The sequence below is a fragment of the Ezakiella sp. genome (assembly GCF_034180565.1).
Taxonomy (GTDB): Bacteria; Bacillota; Clostridia; order Tissierellales; family Peptoniphilaceae; genus Ezakiella.
Genome location: NZ_JAXFOB010000010.1, coordinates 1 through 26,519, shown reverse-complemented (window position 1 = coordinate 26,519; position 26,519 = coordinate 1). Strand labels below are relative to the sequence as shown.

Below are 26,519 nucleotides of genomic sequence, written 5' to 3'. Positions count from 1 at the left end.
GTGAAATATGAAAGATTTATTGTATCATATTGTAAGTAATTTGGTTGTAAATACCGAAGCCATTGAAATTACAGAAGAAGAAAAGGAAAGAGAGATTACTTATTTTCTCAAGGTCGCAAATGAAGATTTGGGAAGAGTTATCGGCAAAAGAGGAAGAATTGCAAACAGCATAAGAACTATTGCACGTGCTTCCAAAAATGAATCCGGCAAAAATATTTTTGTGGAGATAGTCGATTAGTGAACAATCTCAGAGAGGTTGGAAAAATCGCTTCACCTTTCGGTCTTAAAGGCGCTTTCAAAGTCATGCCGTCGGTCGACAAAAATGAGCAGTTCTTTGAATTTACGGAGATGTTTATTTTCGGAATGAGCGAGAGCTTTGAAATTGAAGACGTTTGGACCAAAAAGAAAAGTCTCTATGTTAAACTAAGAGGCGTCGATTCTATTGACGAAATTGAAAAGAGAATCGGTTATTCGATTTATGTTTCCGAAGATGAATACGAAAACAGTTTGCAAGACGGAAGATTTTTTGTAAACGATTTGATTGGTATCAAAGTTTTTGTAGGAGAAAAGGAAATCGGAGAGGTGAAGGATGTTATAAATGGACCGGGGCAAGATATTTTTGTCATAACAAATGGCGAAGATGAGGCAATGGTTCCGTTTGTAAAGGCTTTTTTTGAAGATGTCGACACAAAGTCAAAGAGAGTAAATTTTAAACCGGTGGAAGGATTGATACCTTGGATATAAATATTTTGACAACTTTTCCGTCTTTTACGGATTCCATAAAGGACTACTCGATGATTAAACGAGCGGTTGAGGCGGGAATTGTTAGTATTAATTCAGTCGATATTCGTGCTTTTTCGGATGACCCGAATCAGCGCACCGACGATTATCCATACGGCGGTGGAAACGGAATGTTGATGTGCTGTCAACCGATATACGACGCTCTTAAGTCGATTGAAAATCCGGGAACGGTGATTTATATGTCGCCGCACGGAAAGACAATCAACCAGGAAGTCTTGAATGAACTTTCGAAACTTCCGGCAATGACAATACTTTGTGGACACTATGAAGGCGTCGACAGAAGAATTATTGACAATTATGTGAATCTCGAATTAAGTGTTGGGGATTATGTCCTGACAGGAGGGGAATTACCGGCGATGATGCTCATTGACGGAGTATCAAGGTTGTTACCGGGACTTCTTAAATCGGAGGATTCTTACACCGAAGAATCTTTTTATCACGGTTTATTGGAGCATCCTCAATATACGAGACCATATGATTTCAACGGATTCAAAGTACCGGATATACTTCTTTCCGGCAACCACAAGCTGGTTGATAAATATAATTTGATGGAAAGTATAAAACTTACAAAGAGATTGCGTCCGGATTTGATTGAAGAATTGGATGCGGATAAATTTGAAGACAAAGAAATTAGAAATTTCATTATAAAAATGAAGGAAGGAGGATATGATGAACGTTATTAATGCACTTAATCAAGAACAGTTAAAGAATGATATTCCTGAATTTAGAGTTGGAGACACTGTTAAAGTTCACTACAAAGTCGTTGAAGGTGAAAAAGAAAGAATCCAAGTTTATGAAGGTACAGTTATCAAACGCCAAGGCGGACAAGTTCAAGAAACATTTACTGTAAGAAGACTTTCTTATGGTGTAGGTGTAGAACGTACATTCCTCTTACACTCCCCAAGAATTGCAAAATTGGAAGTTGTAAGAAAAGGTCATGTACGTAGAGCTAAACTCTTCTATTTAAGAGGCCGTCAAGGTAAAGCTGCTAAGGTTAAAGAAATCAAATTTTAATTATAAGGATGAGCCGAAGTATCTTTATGCATAGGTTCATCCTTTTAATATACTTATTTTTATTTTGCTGAAGGAGGCATTTATGAGTTGGTATCCCGGCCATATGAAAAAGGCGTTGGACGAAATTAAAGAAAAGATTAAACTGGTTGATGTTGTCATTGAAGTCATTGATGCGAGAATGCCTTATAGCACAAAGAATCCTTATGTTGAAAAGATTGCGGAAAATAAGGAACATATTTTACTTATGACAAAAAAAGATTTGGCTGACAAAGACGAGACGGCGAAGTGGCTGAAGAATTTTCGCGAGGACGGCTTCAGTGCTTTTGCGATAAATACTTTTGACAAAAGAGACATTTCATCGTTTAAGCGATTTTTAAAAGATGTGAAACAAGATATTCTCGAAAACAAAAAGACAAAGCGTGAAAATTTCGAGATGAAGGTCATGGTTGTCGGAATGCCGAACGTCGGTAAGTCGAGTTTTTTGAATGCATTTAAGGGCACAAAGAGCACGAAAGTCGGAAACACTCCGGGGGTCACGAGAAATATGCAGTGGGTGCGAACAGGGGAAGACATTCTTCTTTTGGACACGCCTGGCATTTTGATGATGAGCAGGAGCGAAGAGAACAGAGTGACAAATCTCGAAGTTTTAAATTCGATTGACACATCAGAAGTGGATGCGGCGGAAACGGCGCTTTTAATGATAAAGATTTTGCAAACTCGCTATCCGGGACTTCTAAACAACAGATACGGAGTTGACGAATCGGAAGAACCGCTCGCAGTACTCGAGGGAATTGCAAAAAGACGCGGCGCACTAATAAAAGGCGGCGAGTATGACTACTCAAGAGCCGGCTCGATTTTGGTCGACGAATTCAGAAAAGGCGTTCTCGGCAATTTGACATTGGAGTCGGTCGATGAGATATATTGAAGAATCGCTCGATGAAACATATATTTGCGGCATAGACGAGGTCGGCCGCGGACCGCTTTTGGGCGATGTTGTTTGCGCAGCGGTCATCATGAAAAAGAATAACTACATCGTCGGAATCGACGACTCGAAAAAGCTGACCGAAAAAAAGCGCAATATGTATTTTAACGAAATTTACAAAAGAGCGTGTGCAGTTGGACTTGGAAGCGCTTCGAAAGAGGAGATTGACGAAATAAATATTTTAAATGCGACAAAGCTTGCGATGAAAAGAGCGCTCAATGAAGCAGCGAGGATAGTTCAACCTGACATAGTTCTTGTGGATGCGGTGAAGCTCGACATTCCGTACAAAACGCTTTCGATTATACACGGCGACCATCTCTCGTACAACATTGCCGCCGCCTCAATCATTGCGAAAGTTTCGAGGGACAGACTCTGCTACGGTTGGGACAAGATGTATCCGGAGTATGGCATTTTAAAGCACAAGGGATACGGCACAAAAGCCCATCGTGAAGCGATCTTAAAATATGGAAGAACACCTATTCACAGAGAAAGTTTCAAGGTGAAGCTATGAAATCAAACAACAAAATTGTAGGAAATCTCGGGGAGGATATGGCAGCCGAATACTTAGAAAAGCAAGGTTATATGATTTTTAAAAGAAATTATAGTAACCGCTACGGCGAAGTGGACATAATTGCGATTAAGGACGAATTTCTCGTTTTTGTCGAGGTGAAAGCGAGAAAAAATCGTATGTTCGGAAATCCGCAGGACGCCGTCGACGATGAAAAAATTCGTCACATTGTCGACGTTTCGGACGGCTTTATGAGAGAAATGAATTGGTCGGATATAACGGTCAGATTTGACATTGTGGAAATTGTTTTCGATGAGAATTATATAAATCATATTGAAAACGCATTTTATAGTTATAGATGATGGAGGAGTTATGTATTCAAGCATAAGAAGTGCAGTTTTACTTGGCATTGTCGGCGCGGAGCTAAAAGTCGAATGCGACCTTGCACAGGCAAAATGCAATTTTACTATAGTGGGCCTTGCGGACAAGGCGATAAACGAAAGCAGAGAAAGATGTACAGCGGCGATTTTTAACAGCGGATTTCGTTTTCCGCAAAAGAAAATCACAATAAATCTTTCGCCTGCAAACATAAAAAAAGAAGGCTCGCACACGGACCTTCCTATTGCAATTTCAATCCTTGAAGCCGACGGTGTAATCGAAGAAAGGCGCACTGACGACTTTGTTTTCTTGGGCGAACTCGGACTCGACGGAAAAATTGTTCCGATTGACGGGGTGCTCCCGATGGTTCTATCGATGAGGGATATGGGATTTAAGAAATTTGTAGTTCCATATGAAAATCGAATGGAATGCTCGATTCTTGACGACGTAAAAGTATATCCTGTGAAAACCCTAAAGGACACGGTCGACTTTTTAAACGGCAATATTGAAATCGCACCGTCACACATTGTTGAGCCGATGGACCTTGAGCCGGAATACGACGTGGATTTTTCGGAAATAAAATCCCAGGAAAATCTGAAGAGAGCATTTGAAATTGCAGCGGCAGGAAACCACAATATACTTATTATCGGACCGCCGGGTTCCGGAAAAACCATGGCGGCGAGAAGACTTCCGACAATTCTTCCGGATATGACTCTTGAAGAATCAATCGAAAGCACAAAAATATATAGCGTAAGCGGACTTTTAAAGGAAACGGGACTCATGCGCACGAGACCATTCAGATCTCCACACCACACCGCAAGCTCAGTTTCAATCGTGGGCGGCGGTCGCATTCCGAAGCCGGGCGAAGTGAGCCTTGCGCACAACGGAGTTCTCTTTCTTGACGAACTTCCGGAATTTCAAAGAAGCACTCTCGAAGTTTTAAGACAACCTATGGAAGACAAAGTTGTAAGCATTTCGAGAATAAACGCACAGATAAAATATCCGGCGAATTTTATGTTCGTTGCCTCGATGAACCCTTGTCCGTGCGGATATTATGGGGACCCGAACCACAATTGCACTTGCACGCAAAGTCAAATCGACAGATATCTAGGAAAGATTTCAAATCCGCTTCTCGACAGAATTGATATTCACGTCGAAGTGAATGCGGTAAAATATGATGAACTCAAGAGCGACAAGCCGGCGGAAACGTCGAAAGAAATCAGAAAGCGTGTAAACAAGGCGAGAAACCGTCAAATCGAAAGATACAAGGACATCGGCATCACAAACAATGCCGAGCTAAACGGCAAGGCAATAAAGAAGTTTATACATTTGGGCGAAGCGGAAACGCAAATTTTGGATATGGCGTACAAAAAATACAAATTCAGTGCGCGTGCATACAACAAGATTTTGAAACTCTCAAGAACTATTGCGGACCTTGCGGAGTCTGACGAAATCAAGACAGAGCATGTGCTCGAAGCCCTGAGATACAGGTCTTTCGACTCGAAATATTTTTAGACATGGCTTATTCAAATTGTGATGCATATATCTTTTTAAATTCTATAAATTTGTCGAACAAGAAAATCATTGCGCTAAAAGACAATCTCGAAAACATTTCAGAAATTTTCGAAATGACGAAGAATGATTTTTTAAGTCTCGAAATTTTGAAGGAAAAAGATATCGATTATATTTTAGAAAATAAAAACTACGACAAGCTCGAGTGGACAAAAGAATATTACAGGAATCTCGGTGTTCGCGTTATGACAATCGAAGACGAAGACTATCCGTACAGTTTGAAAAATATCGAAGATGCGCCGCAGATTTTATATATCAAAGGCGAGCTGAAACCGGAAGACCACATCGCACTTGCGATTGTCGGCTCGAGGCGTTTGAGCGACTACGGAAAAGAAGCGACGAAGTTTATTGCAAGCGAGATTTCAAAGCTTGGAATAACTGTTGTTTCGGGAATGGCGGACGGAGCGGACTCAATCGCTCATCGTGCGGCTCTTAAAGAAAACAATCGAACGATTGCGGTTATGGGAACGGGCATCGACGTTATTTATCCGCAGAAAAACAAGGCACTATATGTAGAAATTTCCGAAAAAGGCGCGGTTATAACGGAGTTTCCGGCGAAGATGAAGGGAGTGCCGTACAATTTCCCGAGACGAAATCGGATTATAAGCGGACTTTCTTTGGGCGTTGTCGTTGTGGAAGCGAAGGAAAAGTCGGGCACACTTATCACGGCGTCGTTTGCCGCAGAGCAAGGACGAGACGTTTTTGCGATTCCGGGAAACATAAACAGTATCTATTCGAAGGGGACGAACAAGCTCATACAAGACGGTGCAAAACTCGTCATGGGTGTTGAGGACATTGTGTCGGAAATTCGCGAACTTCGAGATTTTGCTGAACCGAAAAAAGAAAACAAGAGCACGAATTTTACAGATGTGCAAAATTTAATCATAAACGAACTTCAAAACGGCGAAGCAAACGTCGACAAACTTATAGCGAGAACCGGACTTGACGTCACAACGCTTCAAGTCACACTTGCGGAACTCGAGCTTATGGACTTCATAGTTTCGACAAGACGCGGCACATATATGTTAAAAATGAAATGATTTGCATTTTTATTAATTTTCTGTTAATATAAGTTTTTGAAGAATATATTGGAAGTGATCAATTGGATTTATTTATAGTTGAGTCGCCTACAAAGGCGCGAGTTATCTCAAGATTTTTGGGAAAAGATAAAAAAGTATTGGCAACAAAGGGACACATAAAAGACCTCCCGCGCTCACGCATGGGAGTCGACATGGAAACTTTCGAGCCTGAATATATAACCATTCGCGGAAAAGGACCCGTTATCAGCGATTTAAAAAAAGCGGCTGCAAAGTCGTCTAAAATCTACATCGCAACAGATAACGACAGAGAGGGAGAAGCAATCGCGTGGCACGTTTCAAAAGTGCTCGATGTGGAGGGGCAAAAGAACAGAATTGTTTTCAACGAAATTACAAAGCGCTCGATTTTGGAGTCGATAAAATCTCCGAGAGAAATCGACTTGGACCTCGTCGACAGCCAACAGGCAAGACGTGTTGTGGACAGAGTTGTGGGCTACAGCATAAGTCCGCTTTTGTGGAAAAAAGTTAAAAACAAACTCTCCGCCGGAAGGGTGCAATCGGTTGCGCTCATGCTCATTTGTAAACGCGAAGACGAAATCAAAGCGTTTGAGCCGACTGAATATTGGAATCTTAAATCTTCGTTTGAGAAAAATGGAGACTTGTGGTTTGATTTAAAGCAAATCATGGAAAACGGAAAAGCCAAAGCGCTCACAGTTCCGAATGAAGAAACTGCAAAAAAGATAGAAAAGTATTGCAGTGAAAATAAATACAAAGTTATTGAAAACAGCAAAAATAACAGACAAAAGAGTCCGCAATCTCCGTACACAACTTCGCTTTTGCAACAAGATGCGAACAGACGATTGAACTTCAAATCGGGCTTTACAATGCAAATTGCGCAAAAGCTCTATGAAGGTGTGAAAGTGGGAAGAGAAGAAATCGGGCTTATCACATATATGAGAACCGACTCGAGAAGAATTGCACCGGAAGCAATCCAAGCTGCGGGTGAATTTATCGTCGATAGATTCGGTAAAGAGTATTACGAAGGACCGAAGCACTATGTGAACAAGGGCAAAAATACTCAAGATGCGCACGAAGCGATTCGTCCGACCGACGTTATGAGAACGCCGTCGATGATGAAAAAATATCTTTCGGATGCGGAGTACAAACTCTACAGACTCATTTGGGAAAGATTTGTCTCGTCGCAAATGGCAAAGGCAAAAGTCATCTCGACGAAAGTTACGCTACAAAACGGCGACTACATCTTTAAAAATGTTGTAAACAAACTCACTTTTGACGGATATATGAAAGCCTCGGGCATCGAACCGGGCTACACGGACATCGACTTAAACAGATTTAAAGTGGGAACTCTTCTTTCGCACGAAAGATTCACAAAAGAACAACAATTCACAAAACCGCCGGCAAGATACACCGAAGCGAGCTTAATCAAAACGTTGGAAAGCGACGGAATAGGAAGACCGTCGACCTATGCGCCGACAATCTCTACACTCGTGAACAGGGCATATGTCGTCATCGATAACAAGAGCATAAAACCGACGGAGCTCGGTGAACTTGTAAACGAAATACTTGTAGAATATTTTCCATCGATTATAAACGTCAAATTCACCGCTGAACTCGAAGTAGTCTTGGACAAAATTGCAGAAGGCAAAGAAGATTGGAACAAAGCATTGCTGGAATTTTACGGAGTTTTCGAGAAAGACTTGAAAGTTGCGGAAGAAGAGATGGAAAAAATCGAGATAAAAGATGAAGTCTCGGATGTTAAATGCGAACTTTGCGGCAGAATGATGGTCATTAAACAAGGGCCTTATGGAAAATTCCTTGCGTGCCCGGGATTCCCGGAATGCAAAAATACAAAACCGATTGAGGACAAAATCGGAATCAAGTGTCCGAAGTGCGGCAAGGGCGATATCGTTAAAAGAAAGAGCAAAAGAGGCAGAGTCTTCTACGGTTGCAACAAATATCCGGAATGCGACTTTGCATCATTCGACCTTCCAATCGAAAAGAAATGCCCGAAATGCGGCGGAGTATTGACCGAAAGGAAAAAGGCGAAAACGAATCTCATAAAATGCTTGGACTGTGACTATGAGGAAGAATTTGAAAGAAATAAAAAATAAATTGGGCGGCTAAACGCCCTTTTTTGTTGGAATGAAACTTTGGAGTTTATTTTGGATATGATAAATTGTGGGAGAGTTAAAATTGGAACTTTTGCCGGAGCCGGATAAATCTGTCGCTCTTAACTGATTTTACACTTCTCAGGGTATAAATATAAAAAAGAGGTTGATAATATGAATAGAAATAAATATAAACTTGTCGCAATTCTTTTGGCGGCAATCATTCTTGTGGGTTGTATAAAACAGAATAAAAATCCGAAAATAAATAAAACGAAAGAAACTATCGACGCAAGTGATTTAAAGACGATTTACTTTGCAGGCGGTTGCTTTTGGGGAATCGAAGGATATATGGAAAAGATTTACGGTGTTTACGATGCGACGAGTGGATATGCGAACGGTAAAACCGAAAATCCGACGTATGAAGAAGTGTCTACGGGAGAAACGGGGCACGCTGAAACTGTGAAGGTGCAATATGAGCCGAAAAAAATCTCGCTCGATAAACTCCTCAGTTATTTTTTGATGGTTGTGGACCCGACAAGCCTCAATAAACAGGGAAATGATGAAGGCACGCAGTACCGTTCGGGAATTTATTATGTCAACGACTCCGACAGAGATATAATTGTTGAGAAACTTAAAAAAGAACAGAAAAAATATGATGACGAAATTGTTGTTGAGGTAAAAAAGTTGGACAATTTTTATAATGCCGAAGATTATCACCAAGACTATTTGGTGAAAAATCCGAAGGGCTATTGTCACATCGACCTTTCAAAGGCAAATGAAGTGATAATCGACGAGGACGAATACAAAAAGCCGTCGGAGGATGAAATAAGGAAAAACTTGACCGACGAAGAATACAAAGTCACCCAGGAAAGCGCAACTGAGCCCGCATTCGACAATGAATTTTGGGATAACCACAAAAAGGGAATCTATGTTGACGTCGTTACAGGCGAGCCGCTTTTCAGTTCGACCGACAAATTCGACTCTGGTTGCGGATGGCCGTCTTTTTCAAAGCCGATTTCAAAAGATGTGTTAAAATACAACAAAGACAACTCGCACAATATGGAAAGGACCGAAGTTAAAAGCAGATCCGGCGACTCGCATTTGGGACACGTGTTCGACGACGGACCGAAAGATAAAGGCGGACTAAGATACTGCATAAACAGCGCCGCACTCAAATTCATTCCGCTCGAAAAAATGGACGAGGAAGGCTATGGATACTTAAAACATCTTGTTGAATAGGACAAATAAAACACAGTAAAATCGTAACTATCTAAGAATTAACTGCGCTTTTCGATTGTGATTAATTTATGAATATGTTGTACGTGAAATAATGCACTGACTGTGGTATAATAAAATAAAGGAGAGTAAATATGTTAATCTTAAAAATCATGCTGATCCTTCTCGGAGTTTCGTTTCTCACATTCGGATACTTAATCTACTCGAAAAAAAGATATGATTTGATAAACGGCTTCGAATCGGATTTAAAAGCGGGAAGAAAAACAGAGGAATATGCGAAAAAAGTTGGAAAAATTGAACTTGCAATTGGAGCGGTGCTACTCATTGCAGGGATTGTAGTTATTATAAATTTTTAAGAATTAAAATTAGGGGGAAACATGGTAATTGTTTTAGGAATTGCGGCAATAATATTCGCCGTTTTAAACATTGTTTTTACACTGAAAAAGAAAAGCGCGGAACTGTATAGATTTTTGAGCCTGTCGTTCACAGCTCTAACCGTGTGCGCATTCTACTCGAGTGCGGCGAGAGACGTCGCCGAAAAAGACTGGAGCGCTCTCATGGACACAGTACCGACAATAAGCACTGCGCTTTGGGTGCTTGTTTTAATATCGATTTTAATAAACTCCGTTTCGCTTTTCATGGGGAAGAAATAGGCACTTGCATTTGTAGGTGCTTTTTTTGTGGGAAAATAAGTTGAATTTTTAGAAAATTAATATTTAGGGGAAGCAATATCGGGTAAATATACTTTAGAGAAACTAAAAATTTAATTATATATCGCCAAACATCAGAACAATAATTCGAAAAACTCCGCCGAACTTTTAAATAAATCAAAAACTATAGTTTTATGAAATAGCTATCCATATAAAAAGTCAAAACTTTAAACGCCGTAATCTCAATCAATTTAATAAAAATCAAAAATTTCATAGTATAAAAACACCGAAAAATCCACAAAACTAATCTATTCATCCATTGCTATTTCAGTCAATCACGCAAAAAATAAATTCTATGTTGTTAAAACAACATACAGTATCAAAAATAATGTGTATAATTTAATTGTAATATAAAATAAAGGTAGTAGCGAAATCTGTAAATGATATTAGGACTTTTGATATAAAAACAGGTAGAATTTTGATATAAAGACAGATGGACTTATGATATTAAATCAGATAGAATTTTTATATAAAAACAAATAAAATTTTGATATTAAAACAGATATAAATATGTTAATAGTATAGATGTAATTAAATTATAAATAAGTATATAATTCAATGTTGTTAAAAACTAAATGAATAAAAATTTTAAGGAGGGTTTTATGAAATATATTGATTTAAATAAGAGTGTTTACGACCTTGTTAAGGAATATCCTGAGCTGGTGGAGATTATGGATGAGATTGGTTTTTCGGAGATTAAAAAGCCGGCGATGATTAATTCTGTTGGAAGGTTTATGACCATTCCAAAAGGAGCAAAGACGAAGGGGATTGAGATGATTGATATTATTCTCGCGCTTAAAAAGAACGGCTTTGCCTTTGAGAGACCGGGTGCTGATGAAGCAGCAAGTGCAACTCCTGGTAAAAAAGCGTTGACAAAGGAAGAACAAGGAGTCACGAATGATGAAAGGGAAAAGAGAAAGGCTCTTTTAAAGTCATATCTTCAAAGGCTTGAAGATGAGACTCAATTGGAAGAGGTGAGGGCGGACTTTGTGAAAAATTTTGAGTCGGTTGATGCAAGCGAGATTATGGCTGCTGAAGAAGAGCTTATAAAAGAGGGCATGCCTGTAGAAAAAATAAAAAAGCTTTGCGACGTTCACTCTTCACTCTTTCACGGGATGAGCGTTGAGGAGATTCATGGAGTCGGTGCTAATGGGCTCAGCTTGGAAGAGAAGAGGGCAAATAAAAAACAATTTGCCGCCTATTACAAGTCGATTGTAGGGCACCCTCTCTCAACTTTTTCCAAGGAAAATGAAAGAGCTTCAGCATTAATTGAAGAATTTTCATCGAATCCAGGCGGTGAGCTTCCGAAAGGTATATCTGATTTGTCAATCCATTACGCAAAAAAGGGCGATTTGATTTATCCGCTTTTAAACAAAAAGTATGGAATGTTTGGACCGTCAAATGTTATGTGGACTGTTGACGATGAAATCAGAGACGGCTTAAGAGACCTTAGAAAATCTCATGATAAGGACAAGGCTGTCGAGGTGTTGACACGAGCCAAGGAAATGATTTACAAGGAAGAAAATATTTTATTTCCACTCTGCGCTGCAAATTTTACGGAAGAAGATTGGCATGGAATTTATTTCGATTCGAAAGATTACGATATAGCATTCGGAATAGATGAAACTTGGGATGATGCGAAGCCAGCGGAAGAAAGCGACATTGATATGGAAATGGAAATCAAGATGCCGGGCGGAGTTTTAAAGTTAAAAGAGTTGATTGCTGTTTTAAACACATTGCCTCTTGAAATAACTTTTGTTGACGCCGCGGACATAAATAGATTTTTTAACGAAGTTCCAAAGGTCTTCAAGCGACCGTCGATGGCACTTGGAAGGGATGTTTTTTCATGCCATCCGCCGAAGATTGAGCCGATGGTACGCGCAATTATCGGCGATTTCAAATCGGGAGCTCGCGACAAAGTCGAGGTCTATATGAATAAAAAAGAAGGAGACTTTCTTGTAACTTATTTTGCCGTAAGAGACAAAAACGGCACATACCTTGGCACAATGGAACTTGTGCAAAATATGGAAGGAATTAAAAAACATTTGGGTCTTTAGCTCAATAAAACACCCCCTTATTTCCGTTTTCGGATTTAAGGGGGTGTTCATTTAAAGAGAAATTTATTTTTTATTTAACTTAAAAGAATTTTTATAAAACTCCAACAGACCTTCCGACTGCATCTTGCTTAACTCGTTTGAAAGCGCGGACCTGTCCACATTCAAATAGTCGGCAAGCTCCTGGCGGTTAAATGGAATTGAAAAGAGATTGCTGTTGTTTATGGTTGCCTGCTCAGACAAATACGAACTTATGCGACCCCTAATCGACTTTGAACTGGTGTGGATCATTCGATTCGAAAAGAGCAGATTTTTTCTTGCAGCAATTCTAATAAGATTTAAAATCAGCTCATTGTGGTAAGGACATGCCTTTTGGCAAGTTTTAACAAGGGCGGAGAAATCAAAGAATAGAATTTCGGAATCTTGTTGAGCGATGACATCGCAAAGGAGCTCTTTGCCCGGAATGGCTGCATAATTTTCTGCAAAAATTTCTCCGGGCTTTACATGGCCGAAGATTTGTCCTTGTCCCCAATAGGAAGCCACAAAAATATTTACTCCACCATTCACAACCATCCCGATTTTATCGGTAACGTCGCCTCTTTTAAGGACAATCTCGTTCTTATTGTAGCTTCTTTCAACCGGTCGTAGGCAGGGGAGAACATTTTTTATGTCATCTTCACTCAGACCTCTAAACAAATTTGTTTCAGATAAAAATTTATAATCCATAAATCCACCTTTCGTTGTTATAACAACATACTTTATAATTTATCTTTATTATAATATATATAGGCTGAGAAATAAAGGGGAATGATTGCATGAGAAATTTTTATGAATAGATTTTCTGTTATGACATTAAAAAACTCTAAACTCGGTAAATTAAAAAATATACTATAAAAGTGTTTACATTATCAACATAATGATTAAGGCATGATATGCCGAAATCAATTTGCAATTATCAAAGTTATTGTTATGGCAATATGAGCCGCAATTGATTCAGGTTACCACATTATGCTTAAGGCAAAATATGCATTAAGCATAATGCATTTATAAACATTTAGATTCAGGCGATATACGTCAAAATCAATATTTATTATAAATTTTAAGGAGGAAATTATGGATTACAATATGTTTTGCTACCAATGCCAAGAAGCGGCAAATAACAAAGGATGCACAGTCAAAGGAGTGTGCGGAAAGACACCGGAAGTTGCTCTTATGCAGGACCTTCTTGTCTATGTGACAAAGGGGCTTTCTGAAATTACTACAAGATTAAGAGCTGAGGGGAAAAACCCTTGCGCATCTATAAATCATCTTGTCACACACAATCTTTTTATAACGATTACAAATGCAAACTTCGACCGCAATGCTATCATTGAAGCTATCACTTATACATTGGAGAAAAAGGCTAAACTTCTTTCGAAGCTCGAATCAAAGGATGGACTCTCCGATGCAGCTCTATGGCAAGGAAATGAAGATGAATATGAGATAAAAGCTGCAAGCAATGCAGTCGGCGTTCTATCAACCGAAGATGATGACAAGAGATCTTTGAGGGAACTTATCACTTATGGTCTGAAGGGAATGGCTGCTTATATGAACCACGCAAATATGCTTCTTAAAGATGATGAAGAAGTGGATGTGTTTATACAAGAAACTCTTTCGAAAACTTTGGATGATTCAATCAGCATTAATGATTTGATTGCTCTAACCTTAAAGACGGGCGAATATGGTGTGAAAGCGATGGCTCTTCTTGACAAAGCGAACACTGAGGCTTATGGCAATCCGGAAATCACAGATGTAAATATCGGCGTTAGAAATAATCCGGGCATACTCGTCTCCGGACACGACCTGAGAGACTTGGAAGAGTTGTTGGAACAAACAAAAGGAACGGGAGTCGACGTCTACACCCATTCGGAAATGCTTCCGGCGCACTACTATCCGAAATTTAAAAAATACGACAAATTCGTCGGCAACTATGGCAATGCTTGGTGGAAACAAAAAGAAGAATTTGAAAGCTTTAACGGACCGATACTAATGACGACAAACTGTATCGTTCCGCCAAAAGATTCATATAAAGACAAAATGTGGACAACAGGTGCTGCGGGTTTTGCGGATATAAAGCACATCCCGGGTGGAATCGGAGACAAAAAAGACTTCTCGGCTTTGATCGAACAAGCAAAAACATGTGAGCCTCCGACAGAAATCGAATCCGGCATAATTGTCGGCGGATTTGCCCACAACCAAGTGCTCGCTCTAAAAGATAAAATCATAGACGCGGTAAAAACAGGTGCTATAAAAAAATTCGTAGTAATGGGCGGATGCGACGGAAGACACAAAGAAAGAAACTACTACACGGAATTCGCGGAAAAACTCCCGAAAGACACCGTAATATTGACAGCAGGATGTGCAAAATATCGCTACAATAAACTCGCCCTCGGTGACATAGGGGGAATTCCAAGAGTATTGGATGCGGGACAATGCAACGACTCATACAGCTTGGCGATGATTGCGCTTGCTTTAAAAGATGCGTTCGGACTTGACGACATAAACGAACTTCCGATAATCTACAACATCGCATGGTATGAACAAAAAGCTGTAATAGTGCTCCTTGCACTTCTTTCACTCGGCATAAAAAACATCCATCTCGGACCGACACTTCCGGCATTCTTGAGCGAAAACGTCGTGAACGTACTTGTAGAAAACTTCGGCATAGCACAAAGAACAACCGCCGATGAAGACCTGGAAAAATTCTTTGCATAATAGAATGAATCGTTTGTGTTAAAACAATTTAAGAATTTTAAAAATGAATAAATATATAAAAGCGGTGCGGCAGGGCATCGCTTTTTTGGTGGGGATAGAATAATGTTTTAAAAGATCGTGTAAAAAAATGCTATTTTGATTGTATGGGTTAAAAATTAGTGGTTTTTATCCGGGTTTGTTTTTTGTCAAATATTACTGGCAATCAAGCGTTTCTTTATTTTTTCTAGCAAGACACAGTTAACCTATTATGATTAGATTAATGATATATTTACTGCATAATTAATCTATTTAAAGTCGCAAATAGATTATATTTACTAGTATTTAAATCTATCATAATTGTTTTAAGGCAAAGATGGTACTTGTTAAGATATGATATAAGATAAAATATTCAATTATTCACAAGGAGAGACGGATAATATATTGAGAAAAAAATAAAAATATGCTATAATGATAAAGAAAATATATACAAAAATATATATTCAATGTGAGAGAGACATAGAATTTTTATATTATAAATTAAGTAAATTATTAATAGATAAAAAATAAAAATAACAAACTTACATGGTCAATAATATTAAGACTAAAGACAACAGGTAAAATGGGAAGAGACGAAAATGTAAGTTTAGAAACATTAGGAAAGATTTGTGAGTATTTTCAATGTGATGTTGGAGATATCATTGAATATATACGAAAGAGTGAAGAGGAAATTAAATGAGATTCATTGGTGGCAAAACGCTGATTATACCATATATACTAGAATTAATTAAAGAAAAAACAATAGATGTGAAAAGTATATCGGATGTATTTGCTGGATCAGGAATAGTTTCTCGTGAATTTAAAAATCTCGGATATGATGTTATATCTAACGATTTGATGTATTTTTCATATGTATTATTAAGAGGGACAGTTGGGATAAATTCTAAATTAGAATTTAAGAACCTTAATATATCAAATCCAATAGAGTATTTAAATAATCTTAATTTAGAAAATATAAATATTGATCTAAAAAATTGCTTTACTTACAAAAATTATAGTCCTAAGGGTGGAAGAATGTATTTCACAGAAGATAATGCTTTAAAAATTGATTTAGTCAGGACTCAAATTGAAAACTGGTATGAGGTTTCTCTAATCAATGAAGACGAATATTTTTACTTACTTACGTGCCTTATAGAAGCAGTACCTTTTGTAAGCAATATAACTGGTGTATATGGAGCTTATTTAAAGCACTGGGATAAAAGAGCATTAAATAATTTAGAAATAAAAAAAATAGACTTATCAATTAATAATTCTGTAGGTCAAGCATATAATGAAGATTCTAATAAATTAATTGGAAATATAAAAACAGATTTAGCATACTTTGATCCACCTTATAATCAAAGACAGTACTTGCCCAATTATCATGTATTAGAAACAATTGCTAAATATGATGCTCCTAGAATAAAAGGAGTAACTGGATTAAGAGATTATTCGGAACAAAAAAGTGACTATTGTAGAAAAGACTCAGTTTTCAATGCTTTTGAAGATTTAATCAAAAAGACTAATTCGAAATACATTATTCTTAGCTATAATACAGAAGGGTTATTATCCCATAATGAAATTATTAGTATTTTAGAAAAATATGGAAAGCGAGATACTGTAGACTACAAATTCATTGACTATAGAAGATATAAGAACGCACATACAAATAAAAATAAAAACTTAAAAGAAATATTATATTTTGTAGAAAAGGAGCAGTTATGAGTGAAAATTATATAAAATCACCATTTAATTACATTGGAAATAAACATAGATTATTAGCTCAAATATTGCCTCTATTTCCTCAAAATATAGAAACTTTTTATGACGTGTTTTGTGGTGGATTAGATGTCTCTGTTAATGTTAAAGCGGATAGGAAAATAGCCAATGATATAAATTATTTTGTAATTGAAATTTTAGAAATGTTTAAAAAGACTGATAGTAAAGAACTGTTAAAAAATATTGATAATGTAATAAGTGAATTTAATCTATCTAAAGAAAACAAAGAATCATATTATGAATTTAGAGAATATTACAATAAAAATAAAGACCCGCTTTTGCTATATGTTTTGATGTGTTATTCCTTTAATTATCAGTTTAGGTTTAATTCAAATCATGACTATAATAACCCTTCTGGAACTAATAGGAGTAGTTTTAATGAAAATATGAAAAATAGACTTACTTCTTTTAGAGATAAACTTTTCAATATAGAATTTAGCAATAAGAATTTCAAAAAATTTGATTTCTCTAAAATTAAAAGTTCAGACTTTGTATATTGTGATCCGCCTTATAGAAGCTCTGTAGGTTCATATAATGATGGTAAAAGAGGATTTGAAGGCTGGACTCTTGATGATGATCTAGTTTTATTTGAAATATTAGATGAATTAAATGATAGAAAAATTAAATTTGCATTATCAAATGTATTTTTTAATAATGGATTAGCAAATAAGGAATTACAAGAGTGGAGCAAAAAATATAAAGTTCACTTGTTAAATGTAAATTACTCAAATAGTAATTATCAACGTAATAAGATAGGCGAAACTAAAGAAGTTTTGATTACAAATTACTAGGAGGAAATATGGCAGAAAGAACATTAGGCTGGATACAAAATCCATCAAGTTTTGAAAATTTAAAAAATGTAGTTTCTGTTTTTGATAAAAATTCTGATATATACAAGCAAATCTTAAGTACTAAACTTCCAAAATTAGTAAAAGATTTAGATTTGCAAAATAAACTTATTTCAGAAATGAAAAAAGATCCACTTGAAATGGACTATGTTTTATTAAAAGGTCATGGTATAAAACCAGGTCAGAAAAGAGCCGATGCAGAGTGTAGTGGTATTGTTCAAGCTGCCATTACAACACAAGGTGGTAGAGATTATACAGATGATTGGACTGCTGATGGATTTTTAAGATGGGGAATATCCATAGGACTTTTAGATTATGACACAGAAAAAGATACGGTCTCTATAACAAAACTAGGAGAAAAGTTTGTAAAATCTAAATCTGAAGATTCAGATAAAGAAATATTAATTACTGCTTTTTTGTCATATCCACCAGCTGTAAGAATTTTAACTTTACTGGAAAATGGAGAGCATTTAACAAAATTTGAAATTGGTAAGCAATTAGGTGGACTTGGAGAAGCTGGTTTTACATCAATTCCTCAAGATTTATATATTCAAGCAATAGAACTTGCTTCTGAAACAGATAAAGCAAGTATTCGATCAAACACAGAGGGATCAGCTGATAAATATGCTAGAATGATTTCAGGATGGTTGTCTAAGGTTGGTTTAGTTCAAAGAGTTGAAAAAGAAGTTTCAACAAAAATCGGAGGTGTAGAATACAAGGTAAATATAGGTCATTCCTTTAGAATTACTTTGAATGGTATTAAAGAACTTAAAAGAGCAAAGGGATTATCTTCATATCCAAAGACCGATAAAATTGTTTATTGGCAAATGCTAGCTACTAAGGGTAAGGATAGGGATTATATTAGAAATAGACGTGGACACATAATTAAAGGTATAAATAATAGGGAAAGAGATTTAGAAGATATTAGAGCTTATTTATTAGAAAATAATATTGATGAGAGCATTACAACTATAGAAGACGAACTAAAAGTTATTGAAGCAATGGGACTATCACTTAAACATATTAGGAATGGCTATGTAATTGATGATAACATTATAAAATTAGAAATGCCTAGAACTAAGATTTCTAAGACAAATATATTAGAATTAAAAGATAAAGTAAGAGATAAATTAAAATATGTTGACCACAGATATCTAGCACTAATTGATTTAGCTTATGACGGAACTGCGAATAGAGACTTTGAGATTCAGACAATTGACCTTTTAATTAATGAGCTTAAATTTAAGGGCGTGCGTCTTGGAGAAAGCAGAAAACCAGATGGAATTATATCTTATGATATTAATGGCGTAATTATAGATAATAAGGCTTATTCTTCAGGATATAATTTACCAATTAATCAAGCAGATGAAATGATTAGATATATCGAAGAAAATCAAACTAGAGATAAAAAGATCAATCCAAATAAATGGTGGGAAAGCTTTGATGATAAAGTTAAAGATTTTAACTATTTATTTGTATCATCATTCTTCAAAGGTAATTTTAAGAACAATTTGAAACATATAGCTAATAGAACTGGAGTAAATGGTGGAGCTATAAATGTGGAGAATTTATTATATTTTGCAGAAGAATTAAAAGCTGGGAGATTATCTTATGTTGACTCATTTACGATGTATGATAATGATGAGATATACGTAGGAAACTTTAAGAATTATGCTAATGTTAAAATTGCTGCTGAAGATCAGAGTGATTATAAATTTTAAAATTGAAATTCATTTAAATTAATAAAATAGATTTATCATGGAGATGATAATTTGATAGTAAGTCAAAATTCAAAAGATGTAATTAAGATATTTCAAAATATAAAAGATATTCCTATAAGTACAAATTCAGATGATGGAAAATTAAATATTTTTATGTGTCCAATAAATGCTAGAAATTTTGACTACAATCAAATTTCCTTAGTATTAGTGGATTCTGTAATTGATTATGCTTTATCTAAAAAAAATATAGCAAAATATCAAAATAAACCTGGCCGCTTATCACAAATTGCACGTAGAAAATTTAAAGAGTATTTGAAAAATACTGGTGAATTAGGTGAACTGCTTTTATATTGTTTCTTAGAGGGTCATTTAAACGCCCCTAAAATTTTAACAAAAATGGAAATGAAAACTTCTAACAGTTTGTATGTTAATGGTTCAGATGGTGTACATCTTTTAAATAATGGTGATGGGACGTATAAACTTATATTTGGAGAATCTAAGTTATATAAAAATATATCTAATGCTTTAAACGAAGCCTTTAAATCTATAAATAGCTTCATTAATGAAGTTAATTCGAGTGGTGAAAATAAAAGTGGTATTAATTATGAAAAAGATTTAATATCATCAAATATAGAAAATTGTGAACTAAGTGATGAAGATAAGGATATACTTGAATTAATAATATATCCTACTAAAAATGAAAAAAATTTACGCATAGATGATGCTTTTTCTATTTTCATTGGTTACGAGATAGATATATCAGAAGAGACAGAAAAATGTACAAGTAATAATTTTTTTGAAGAAGTTAGGAAAAAAATACTTTTGGATTTAGACAAATATGAGAACAAGATATATGAAAAAATTAAAGATAATAATTTATTAGGTCATACTTTTTTTGTCTATATTATTCCATTTACTGATATAGACAATACAAGAAATAAAATTTTAGAGGATATTTTAACATGAATAATTTTATTGATTATCTTTCGTCAAAAGCTTATAAAGATGATTATTTGATAAATTTAATATATAGTTTGGAAAAAAATTTTTGTAATAAGCTACTGGACCAAGATTATAAAATAGATTTTTCTAATAAAGAAAAGTGTGATTTAATGAGATTTGCAGATATATTATGCAGGTCATCAAAAGATGAACATAAAAATTTATCATTAAGGATAGTAAGTCTTGTATATGAGTTTAAAGAACTTTTAGAGGATAAATTTATAAAATTAAGTATTATAAATGTTTTAACTAAATTAGGTAACTTTCCTTCTATAAATTTAATTGGAATTAAAGACGAAAATACAGGGATAGATGAAATTGATTTGGACTTAATAATTAAAAGAGTATATAATGAGTCTCCAATTAAAGAAATTTTTACTGATGAACAGCTTAAAATATTTAATGAATTACAGACTAATAATCATTTTAGTTTTTCTGGTAGTACATCATTTGGAAAATCCTTTATTTTTGAAGCATTTACTAAATATCTAATAGAAGAACATAATCAGTCAGATAATATAGCATTTATTGTTCCGACAAAAGCACTCATAAATCAAGTTTCTTATAAAATTAGAAAACTAGTAAAATCATATAGCTATAAGGTTATAAATTCACCAGAAATACCTAAAGTAATAAAAAGGCAAGATGGTAAATATATCTTTGTTTTTACTCCAGAAAGGTTAATTGCTTACTTTTTAGATACAACTAATCCCAAAATAGATTATTTATTTGTAGATGAAGCACATAAGTTATTGAGCGTAAAAGATACTAGAACACCATTAATGTATCATGCTTTAGTTATGGCAAAAAGAAAAAGTATAAACATATTTTTTGCATCTCCAAATATTCCTAATCCTTCAGTTTTTTTAGAATTAGTAAATAATACTCCAGATGAAAGTTATGCAGTTAAAGTTGAATCAGTATCTCAAAATAGATTTTTTGTTAATTGCCACACAGACTCTAGTTATATGATTAGTGATTATGGAGAAGATATCTTATTTCCGAAATTAAATTTTTCTGGAAATGTTATTACAGATTTAGGCATTATTTTAAATACTTTTTCTAATGGAAGACAAAGTATAGTTTATTGCAATACTATAGAAAAAACGATATTAACAGCATTTGAATTTGCAAGAACTTTGGAAGAAGTAAGAGATGAAAATATAGATAAACTAATTGATATAATAAATGAAAAAGTTCATGAGCAGTACTATCTTAGATATTGCTTGAAAAAAGGAATTGCATATCATTTTGGAGGAATTCCTGAAGAAATAAAAATAAGAGTTGAAGAGCTATATAAATTAGGAGTTATAAAAACCATTTTTTGTACTTCAACTCTATTAGAGGGAGTAAATTTGCCCGCAAAAAACATTTTTATTTTAAGTGAAAAAATTGGATTATCAAATATGAATAAAGTCGATTTTTGGAATTTAGCTGGCAGAGCAGGTAGATTAAGCAAAGATTTAGCTGGAAATATATTTTGTGTTAATCTCTATAATCAACAAGGTTATTGGAATGATGATAGCAAAATTAAAATTCTTAGAGATAAAAATATAGAGGAAACAAAACCTATTATACTAAAAAAGAATAATAAGAATTTGTATAAGAATATTGCCAATTATTATACGAGGAATGATTATACCAACAAAAAATTGTCTGAAGATGATAAAAAGATCATAGAAATGTACGGCAATATTTTACTATACCATGATACAGTGAATAGCGATTCTGTTTTGAAAGATAGATTTATAGATTCAGGAAATAATTCTTTAGATGTTTAAAAAAAAATAAGAAATGAGAATTCTGTACCTGGAAATATTTTAGCCGAAAGTATTGATATAGATGTAGAGATTCAAAATAGGGTCTTTAAAGGTCATAAAGAGAAGTTGCCCACAGAAACTACTTATGAGGGATGCTATAAAGTTTTAAGATTATTATGTGAAGAATATGATTGGCTTAGGACTGAGAGTAAGGGGAATTACCCTATGATACGAAGCAAAGAGCAATTATCTTATTATGCCACATTAATGGAGGGGTGGATAAATTCTAAACCATTAAAATATTTAATTCAAAAAACGATTAGTTATTATTATAATTCTGGAGAAAGTAAAGAGATAAGTTTACGTAAAGATGGAAAGATATATTATATGAAGTTTGATAAAAACAATGCTCTTCATATTAATACGCTTATTAATAATTTAATTAAAAATTTAGAAAATAATATAAAATATAAGATTAAGACCTATGTTAGCAATTATCAATCAATATTACGCTCATGTGGAGTAGATCTTGAGTGTGATTGGGAAGAATATATTGATTATGGAACTACTAATCCACAAATAATCGATATACAAAATTTAGGGTTTTCAAGAACAATGGCAATATTTTTAATGGATAAATATTATAATTTATTCATTAGAAATGATATAGGTGAGATTATAGATATTGATGATGAAAAATTAAGAACGTCTATAGACAAGAAAAAATATGAGGAAGAATATAAAGAACTAAATATTCTATTCGAATGGGAAAAGTAATAAATATAAAAGAGGTAGTTAAGCAGTCCTACCTCTCTACTTCCTATCCAAAATAATTTTCATAGTTTTTCCTATACTGAACAAGGTCAGAAAATTGTTCTTTATTCAAAGAATACTCTTGCATAAGAGTGTTCTTTTTTTCTTGCAATTTATTGAGATTTGATAGTATTTCTTTTGTGTTCGGTAGCTTTTTATAGTTTTCTAAAATTTCTTTAGCGGCTATTTTATAGACGGAAAGTTCGCTTTAATACTCATCTGCAAATTGCTTATCTTCAGGATTTTTCTTGTGGTATTTATATATTTCACGATACTTATTTATAGTATTTATATTTTCCATATCTTGAGATAAACTCTTCATTTCAGTTTCAGTCTTCTTTATTTTATCTAACAAGTCTTGTCTATCATCAGCAGATTTTTTGATTAGATCATCGAGTTGTGTAATTGAATTAATTCCTTGTTCTCTAAGTTTAATTATTGAATCAGCCATCGTTTTGATATTATGTTTTCTTGCCCAAACTTCATACCCTTTTGAGGATTGTACTTTTTTATTAGTAGTTATATCAATAATATTTCCTACTCGTTTTTTAATAGAATTAGCTTTATTTTTGATGGTTAAATCTATTCTTTCTTTAATTTTATCTTCAGTATAATCTTCTCCGATAGTCTTTGCCCTTGTAAATCTTTGTTTATCTTTATGACGAAAAGCAATGTATTTACCAAACTTAACTTCATAATCAAGAGCTTTCATATTTTCTAAAAACTCTTCCCAAGATTTGGACTTATTAATCATTCTGTCTATATCAAATTGCAGTTTAGACTTCCAAGAATTTCCTTTCTTGTTTTGGTCATATTCGTACCAAGATTTACCAGCAGTTTTATATTTTCTCTTGTAAGCTTCATAGTATTTATCAATGACTGAAAGCTTATTTTCTTTACATAATTTGTCACTTTGATACCTGATTTTATGGTAAGATTTTTTGTTAGATTGGTAGCATTTTCCAGTCTTGTAATTAACATTGTTAAAAATAATATGGTTGTGTATATGCCCTCTATTTATATGAGTTGCAAGAACAAATTCATAATCTTCTTTTAAAATTTTCTTACATAATTCCATTCCGATTTCGTGAGCTTTTATAGGATCAACCTCTCCTGGTAGAAAAGATTGAATTAAATGTCTAGCCAAAACTGTACCTTTAGTATCATTATTTTGTATTATAAAACTATGAATGATATAATTTATATAAATACAATTTTGACTTAGTAAATAGAGAGGTGTTTTATGATTATTGAGGTTTGTGTAGATTCATTGGAATCTGCGGTGACGGCGATAAAGGCGGGGCGTATCGATTAATTAGTTATAAAAGCAGAGTTTGAAAAGATGTTTAGTTAGGATGTTTTTACGGCACAAAAAAATAAAAAATTAGTTCATATAAAATTCTTCTGCTTTTAATTTGAGGGGCAGTTAAAGGAAAATGGGACACGATGTTGAAAGATTTAAAGAATATGACGAATTTTTGTATGGCTATCAATTTAGGTTCAATTGAATTTTTGTCCCGGATATGATATGATATTTGGGACAAAGGAGGATTGTAATGAGTTCATATACAGAAAAAATATCAGATAAAATAAATGATTTCGACTCAAATAAAGTATTTTTTGCTAATGACTTTTTAGACATTGCTTCTTATGAAACTGCCAGAAAGATATTAAATAGAATGGTTAAAGAAGGGAAAATTAAGCGTGTTATCGATGGATTTTATTATAATCCAAGATACAGTGAATTGGTTGGAGAGTATGAAGCGGTTTCTATTCATGAGTTAGCACTTGCCATTGCAAGAAAATATAATTGGAATATTGCTCCGTGTAGTAGTACAGCTTTAAATTTGATTGGTTTGTCAACACAAGTACCGACTCATTATAAGTATATTTCCAGTGGAAGATATAAGAAATATACAATTGGGGATACGGTTTTAGAGTTTAAAAAGGTAAATCCGGGAGAGATTGCCAATATGTCTTTAAAGACGGCGACAGTTATTCAGGCGATTAAGTCTTTGGGCAAAGAAAATATTAATAGCGAAGTTGTTCAAAAGATTAGAGAGTATTTAACTGAAGAAGAAATATCGGATTTAATGGATGAAGCTAAATCGGTCCCATCATGGATATATGAGGTGATTAGGGAAGTTTCAGAGGACGAAGATGAATAAGTTCTATATAGAAGACAAAGATGATTTAAGAGTTTTATTAGTAAATACAGCAAGAAAGAAAGGTATTTCCGAGGCGGTTATTGAAAAAGATTATTGGGTCACTTTTATTTTAGATTATTTGTTTAATGAAAATAAATGGAAAGAATATTTTACATTTAAAGGGGGCACATCACTTTCAAAGTGTTTTGGACTTATAGAAAGATTTTCTGAAGATATAGATCTAATCTTAGATTGGCGAGTATTAGGTTACGAAGAAAAAGAACCGTGGTTAGAAAGATCAAATACTAAACAGGATAAATTCAACAAAGAAGTCAATGAAAAGACTGAAATCTTTTTAAGAGATGAATTATTAAAAGTCTTAGAACAAGATTTCAAGGACATGGACTTTGAATTTATGATTGATACTCTTGATCCACAAACAATTCTATGTAAATATCCTAAAATCTTTGAATCTAATTATTTGACACAAAATATAAGACTCGAAATAGGAAGTCTTGCAGCATGGACACCTGCAATTGAAGTGGAAATCCTGCCAATAATTGGAGAAGCCTATCCAAATGTTTTTAAAGAAAAAACTAATATAAGAACAGTATCAGCAGAGAGAACTTTTTGGGAAAAAGCAACAATTTTACACCACGAAGCAAATAGACCTGAATCTTCTCCTATGCCACATAGGTATGCAAGACACTTTTATGACTTATATAAAATAGCAAATTCAGATTTCAAAGACAGAGCCTTAGAGGATAAGGAGTTATTAAAGAAAGTGACTGAATTTAAAATGAAGTTTTATCCTAGGAAGTGGGCAAGGTATGAAGAAGCATTAGATGGTAGATTAAAATTAGTCCCAAGAAAATACCGATTTTTTGAAATAGAAAAAGATTATAAGGCTATGTCAGAAATGATATATGGAGAATATCCAAACTTTGAAGAGATTATAAAAGTTCTTAAAGAACTAGAAAAAGAAATTAATGAGTAATAGAAGTCTCCCGAAAATAATATAATATTCGGGAGAAAAACTTTGAGCGAGAGAGAAATCTTTCGCTCTTTTTTTTATTTATGGAGGTATTAATGAAGTTAGTAATAGCAGAAAAGCCAAGTGTAGCAGTTACAATTGCAAAAGTAATTGGAGCAAGAACAAGAAAAAACGGATATTATGAGGGGAATGAATACATTGTTTCTTGGTGTGTCGGTCATTTAATTCAAATGGCAAGTCCAGATAAGATAGACGAAAAATGGAA

Annotated in this window: 24 protein-coding genes and 3 pseudogenes; 25 read left to right on the top strand and 2 right to left on the bottom strand. The window is 34.4% G+C overall.

Annotation, left to right across the window (positions count from 1 at the left end; all coding sequences use genetic code 11):
- The first annotated feature begins 7 nt into the window (after positions 1-7).
- The 14 genes from SPI61_RS01975 to SPI61_RS01910 all read left to right on the top strand — a co-directional run bounded on the left by SPI61_RS01975 (position 8) and on the right by SPI61_RS01910 (position 12,424).
- Positions 8-238, top strand: coding sequence for a KH domain-containing protein (locus SPI61_RS01975; RefSeq protein ID WP_321136465.1), 231 nt, complete (start codon positions 8-10; stop codon positions 236-238).
- Positions 238-744, top strand: coding sequence for a ribosome maturation factor RimM (gene rimM / locus SPI61_RS01970; protein WP_321136464.1), 507 nt, complete (start codon positions 238-240; stop codon positions 742-744). The genes SPI61_RS01975 and rimM overlap by 1 nt, the downstream gene beginning before the upstream one ends.
- A gap of 5 nt (positions 745-749) precedes the next feature.
- Positions 750-1,484 carry a tRNA (guanosine(37)-N1)-methyltransferase TrmD gene (gene trmD, locus SPI61_RS01965; RefSeq protein WP_321136463.1) on the top strand — a complete coding sequence of 245 codons (735 nt, stop codon included), beginning with the start codon at positions 750-752 and terminating at the stop codon, positions 1,482-1,484.
- Positions 1,471-1,815, top strand: coding sequence for a 50S ribosomal protein L19 (gene rplS / locus SPI61_RS01960; RefSeq protein ID WP_034545254.1), 345 nt, complete (start codon positions 1,471-1,473; stop codon positions 1,813-1,815). The genes trmD and rplS overlap by 14 nt, the downstream gene beginning before the upstream one ends.
- A gap of 82 nt (positions 1,816-1,897) precedes the next feature.
- Entirely contained in the window at positions 1,898-2,740 is an 843-nt protein-coding gene (ylqF, locus tag SPI61_RS01955; RefSeq protein WP_321136462.1) for a ribosome biogenesis GTPase YlqF, read from the top strand.
- Entirely contained in the window at positions 2,727-3,308 is a 582-nt protein-coding gene (locus tag SPI61_RS01950; RefSeq protein ID WP_321136461.1) for a ribonuclease HII, read from the top strand. Before ylqF ends, SPI61_RS01950 begins: the two co-directional genes overlap by 14 nt.
- On the top strand, positions 3,305-3,667 hold the full coding sequence (locus SPI61_RS01945; protein WP_321136460.1) for a YraN family protein: 363 nt from the start codon (positions 3,305-3,307) through the stop codon (positions 3,665-3,667). Before SPI61_RS01950 ends, SPI61_RS01945 begins: the two co-directional genes overlap by 4 nt.
- A 10-nt stretch (positions 3,668-3,677) precedes the next feature.
- Positions 3,678-5,198 carry a YifB family Mg chelatase-like AAA ATPase gene (locus SPI61_RS01940; RefSeq protein ID WP_321136459.1) on the top strand — a complete coding sequence of 507 codons (1,521 nt, stop codon included), beginning with the start codon at positions 3,678-3,680 and terminating at the stop codon, positions 5,196-5,198.
- A 2-nt stretch (positions 5,199-5,200) separates the two neighbouring features.
- Complete coding sequence (gene dprA, locus SPI61_RS01935; protein ID WP_321136458.1) at positions 5,201-6,295, top strand: DNA-processing protein DprA; 1,095 nt, start codon at positions 5,201-5,203, stop codon at positions 6,293-6,295.
- 62 nt (positions 6,296-6,357) lie between these two features.
- Positions 6,358-8,424 carry a type I DNA topoisomerase gene (gene topA / locus SPI61_RS01930; protein WP_321136457.1) on the top strand — a complete coding sequence of 689 codons (2,067 nt, stop codon included), beginning with the start codon at positions 6,358-6,360 and terminating at the stop codon, positions 8,422-8,424.
- A 171-nt stretch (positions 8,425-8,595) separates the two neighbouring features.
- On the top strand, positions 8,596-9,660 hold the full coding sequence (msrB, locus tag SPI61_RS01925; protein ID WP_321136456.1) for a peptide-methionine (R)-S-oxide reductase MsrB: 1,065 nt from the start codon (positions 8,596-8,598) through the stop codon (positions 9,658-9,660).
- Between the two features lie 131 nt (positions 9,661-9,791).
- Positions 9,792-10,013 carry a DUF3784 domain-containing protein gene (locus tag SPI61_RS01920; protein ID WP_321136455.1) on the top strand — a complete coding sequence of 74 codons (222 nt, stop codon included), beginning with the start codon at positions 9,792-9,794 and terminating at the stop codon, positions 10,011-10,013.
- A 21-nt stretch (positions 10,014-10,034) separates the two neighbouring features.
- Entirely contained in the window at positions 10,035-10,310 is a 276-nt protein-coding gene (locus SPI61_RS01915) for a hypothetical protein (protein ID WP_321136454.1), read from the top strand.
- A gap of 659 nt (positions 10,311-10,969) precedes the next feature.
- Positions 10,970-12,424 (top strand): DUF438 domain-containing protein, encoded by a 1,455-nt coding sequence (locus SPI61_RS01910; RefSeq protein WP_321136453.1) that lies wholly within the window; start codon positions 10,970-10,972, stop codon positions 12,422-12,424.
- A gap of 63 nt (positions 12,425-12,487) precedes the next feature.
- On the opposite strand, the gene SPI61_RS01905 is transcribed toward SPI61_RS01910, so the two are convergent.
- The gene (locus SPI61_RS01905; RefSeq protein WP_321136452.1) at positions 12,488-13,147 is read right to left on the bottom strand and encodes a Crp/Fnr family transcriptional regulator; all 660 of its coding nucleotides are present in this window, start codon (positions 13,145-13,147) and stop codon (positions 12,488-12,490) included.
- A gap of 387 nt (positions 13,148-13,534) precedes the next feature.
- On the opposite strand from SPI61_RS01905, the gene hcp reads away from it, so the two are divergent.
- From hcp to SPI61_RS01865, 8 genes and pseudogenes are all read left to right on the top strand, one after another.
- Positions 13,535-15,175, top strand: coding sequence for a hydroxylamine reductase (hcp, locus tag SPI61_RS01900; protein ID WP_321136451.1), 1,641 nt, complete (start codon positions 13,535-13,537; stop codon positions 15,173-15,175).
- 495 nt (positions 15,176-15,670) lie between these two features.
- Positions 15,671-15,890: pseudogene (locus SPI61_RS01895) on the top strand (helix-turn-helix domain-containing protein).
- On the top strand, positions 15,887-16,915 hold the full coding sequence (locus tag SPI61_RS01890; RefSeq protein WP_321136450.1) for a DNA adenine methylase: 1,029 nt from the start codon (positions 15,887-15,889) through the stop codon (positions 16,913-16,915). The pseudogene SPI61_RS01895 and the gene SPI61_RS01890 overlap by 4 nt, the downstream one beginning before the upstream one ends.
- Positions 16,912-17,760, top strand: coding sequence for a Dam family site-specific DNA-(adenine-N6)-methyltransferase (locus SPI61_RS01885; protein WP_321136449.1), 849 nt, complete (start codon positions 16,912-16,914; stop codon positions 17,758-17,760). Before SPI61_RS01890 ends, SPI61_RS01885 begins: the two co-directional genes overlap by 4 nt.
- An 8-nt stretch (positions 17,761-17,768) precedes the next feature.
- Positions 17,769-19,538 (top strand): restriction endonuclease FokI C-terminal domain-containing protein, encoded by a 1,770-nt coding sequence (locus SPI61_RS01880; RefSeq protein WP_321136448.1) that lies wholly within the window; start codon positions 17,769-17,771, stop codon positions 19,536-19,538.
- A 51-nt stretch (positions 19,539-19,589) separates the two neighbouring features.
- Positions 19,590-20,504 carry a DUF1837 domain-containing protein gene (locus SPI61_RS01875; RefSeq protein ID WP_321136447.1) on the top strand — a complete coding sequence of 305 codons (915 nt, stop codon included), beginning with the start codon at positions 19,590-19,592 and terminating at the stop codon, positions 20,502-20,504.
- The gene (locus tag SPI61_RS01870) at positions 20,501-22,321 is read left to right on the top strand and encodes a DEAD/DEAH box helicase (RefSeq protein ID WP_321136446.1); all 1,821 of its coding nucleotides are present in this window, start codon (positions 20,501-20,503) and stop codon (positions 22,319-22,321) included. Before SPI61_RS01875 ends, SPI61_RS01870 begins: the two co-directional genes overlap by 4 nt.
- Before the next feature lie 105 nt (positions 22,322-22,426).
- The gene (locus tag SPI61_RS01865) at positions 22,427-23,077 is read left to right on the top strand and encodes a hypothetical protein (RefSeq protein WP_321136445.1); all 651 of its coding nucleotides are present in this window, start codon (positions 22,427-22,429) and stop codon (positions 23,075-23,077) included.
- Between the two features lie 43 nt (positions 23,078-23,120).
- Here SPI61_RS01865 and SPI61_RS01860 read toward each other — a convergent pair.
- Positions 23,121-24,287, bottom strand: a pseudogene (locus tag SPI61_RS01860) (relaxase/mobilization nuclease domain-containing protein); the annotation flags it as partial.
- A gap of 382 nt (positions 24,288-24,669) precedes the next feature.
- Here SPI61_RS01860 and SPI61_RS01855 point away from each other — a divergent pair.
- The 3 genes and pseudogenes from SPI61_RS01855 to SPI61_RS01845 form a co-directional block, all read left to right on the top strand.
- Complete coding sequence (locus SPI61_RS01855) at positions 24,670-25,281, top strand: DUF6088 family protein (RefSeq protein ID WP_321136444.1); 612 nt, start codon at positions 24,670-24,672, stop codon at positions 25,279-25,281.
- A complete protein-coding gene (locus tag SPI61_RS01850; RefSeq protein WP_321136443.1) occupies positions 25,274-26,257 on the top strand; it encodes a nucleotidyl transferase AbiEii/AbiGii toxin family protein in 984 nt (327 codons plus the stop codon). The genes SPI61_RS01855 and SPI61_RS01850 overlap by 8 nt, the downstream gene beginning before the upstream one ends.
- 92 nt (positions 26,258-26,349) lie before the next feature.
- Positions 26,350-26,519, top strand: a pseudogene (locus SPI61_RS01845) (toprim domain-containing protein); the annotation flags it as partial.

Excerpts from the sequence above, each read along its gene's own strand:
- SPI61_RS01975 (WP_321136465.1), top strand. The coding sequence starts at position 8 with ATGAAAGATTTATTGTATCATATTGTAAGTAATTTGGTTGTAAATACC.
- rplS (WP_034545254.1), top strand. The coding sequence starts at position 1,471 with ATGAACGTTATTAATGCACTTAATCAAGAACAGTTAAAGAATGATATT.
- ylqF (WP_321136462.1), top strand. The coding sequence starts at position 1,898 with ATGAGTTGGTATCCCGGCCATATGAAAAAGGCGTTGGACGAAATTAAA.
- SPI61_RS01950 (WP_321136461.1), top strand. The coding sequence starts at position 2,727 with ATGAGATATATTGAAGAATCGCTCGATGAAACATATATTTGCGGCATA.
- SPI61_RS01945 (WP_321136460.1), top strand. The coding sequence starts at position 3,305 with ATGAAATCAAACAACAAAATTGTAGGAAATCTCGGGGAGGATATGGCA.
- SPI61_RS01940 (WP_321136459.1), top strand. The coding sequence starts at position 3,678 with ATGTATTCAAGCATAAGAAGTGCAGTTTTACTTGGCATTGTCGGCGCG.
- dprA (WP_321136458.1), top strand. The coding sequence starts at position 5,201 with ATGGCTTATTCAAATTGTGATGCATATATCTTTTTAAATTCTATAAAT.
- msrB (WP_321136456.1), top strand. The coding sequence starts at position 8,596 with ATGAATAGAAATAAATATAAACTTGTCGCAATTCTTTTGGCGGCAATC.
- SPI61_RS01920 (WP_321136455.1), top strand. The coding sequence starts at position 9,792 with ATGTTAATCTTAAAAATCATGCTGATCCTTCTCGGAGTTTCGTTTCTC.
- SPI61_RS01915 (WP_321136454.1), top strand. The coding sequence starts at position 10,035 with ATGGTAATTGTTTTAGGAATTGCGGCAATAATATTCGCCGTTTTAAAC.
- SPI61_RS01910 (WP_321136453.1), top strand. The coding sequence starts at position 10,970 with ATGAAATATATTGATTTAAATAAGAGTGTTTACGACCTTGTTAAGGAA.
- SPI61_RS01905 (WP_321136452.1), bottom strand. The coding sequence starts at position 13,147 with ATGGATTATAAATTTTTATCTGAAACAAATTTGTTTAGAGGTCTGAGT.
- hcp (WP_321136451.1), top strand. The coding sequence starts at position 13,535 with ATGGATTACAATATGTTTTGCTACCAATGCCAAGAAGCGGCAAATAAC.
- SPI61_RS01890 (WP_321136450.1), top strand. The coding sequence starts at position 15,887 with ATGAGATTCATTGGTGGCAAAACGCTGATTATACCATATATACTAGAA.
- SPI61_RS01885 (WP_321136449.1), top strand. The coding sequence starts at position 16,912 with ATGAGTGAAAATTATATAAAATCACCATTTAATTACATTGGAAATAAA.
- SPI61_RS01880 (WP_321136448.1), top strand. The coding sequence starts at position 17,769 with ATGGCAGAAAGAACATTAGGCTGGATACAAAATCCATCAAGTTTTGAA.
- SPI61_RS01870 (WP_321136446.1), top strand. The coding sequence starts at position 20,501 with ATGAATAATTTTATTGATTATCTTTCGTCAAAAGCTTATAAAGATGAT.
- SPI61_RS01855 (WP_321136444.1), top strand. The coding sequence starts at position 24,670 with ATGAGTTCATATACAGAAAAAATATCAGATAAAATAAATGATTTCGAC.
- SPI61_RS01850 (WP_321136443.1), top strand. The coding sequence starts at position 25,274 with ATGAATAAGTTCTATATAGAAGACAAAGATGATTTAAGAGTTTTATTA.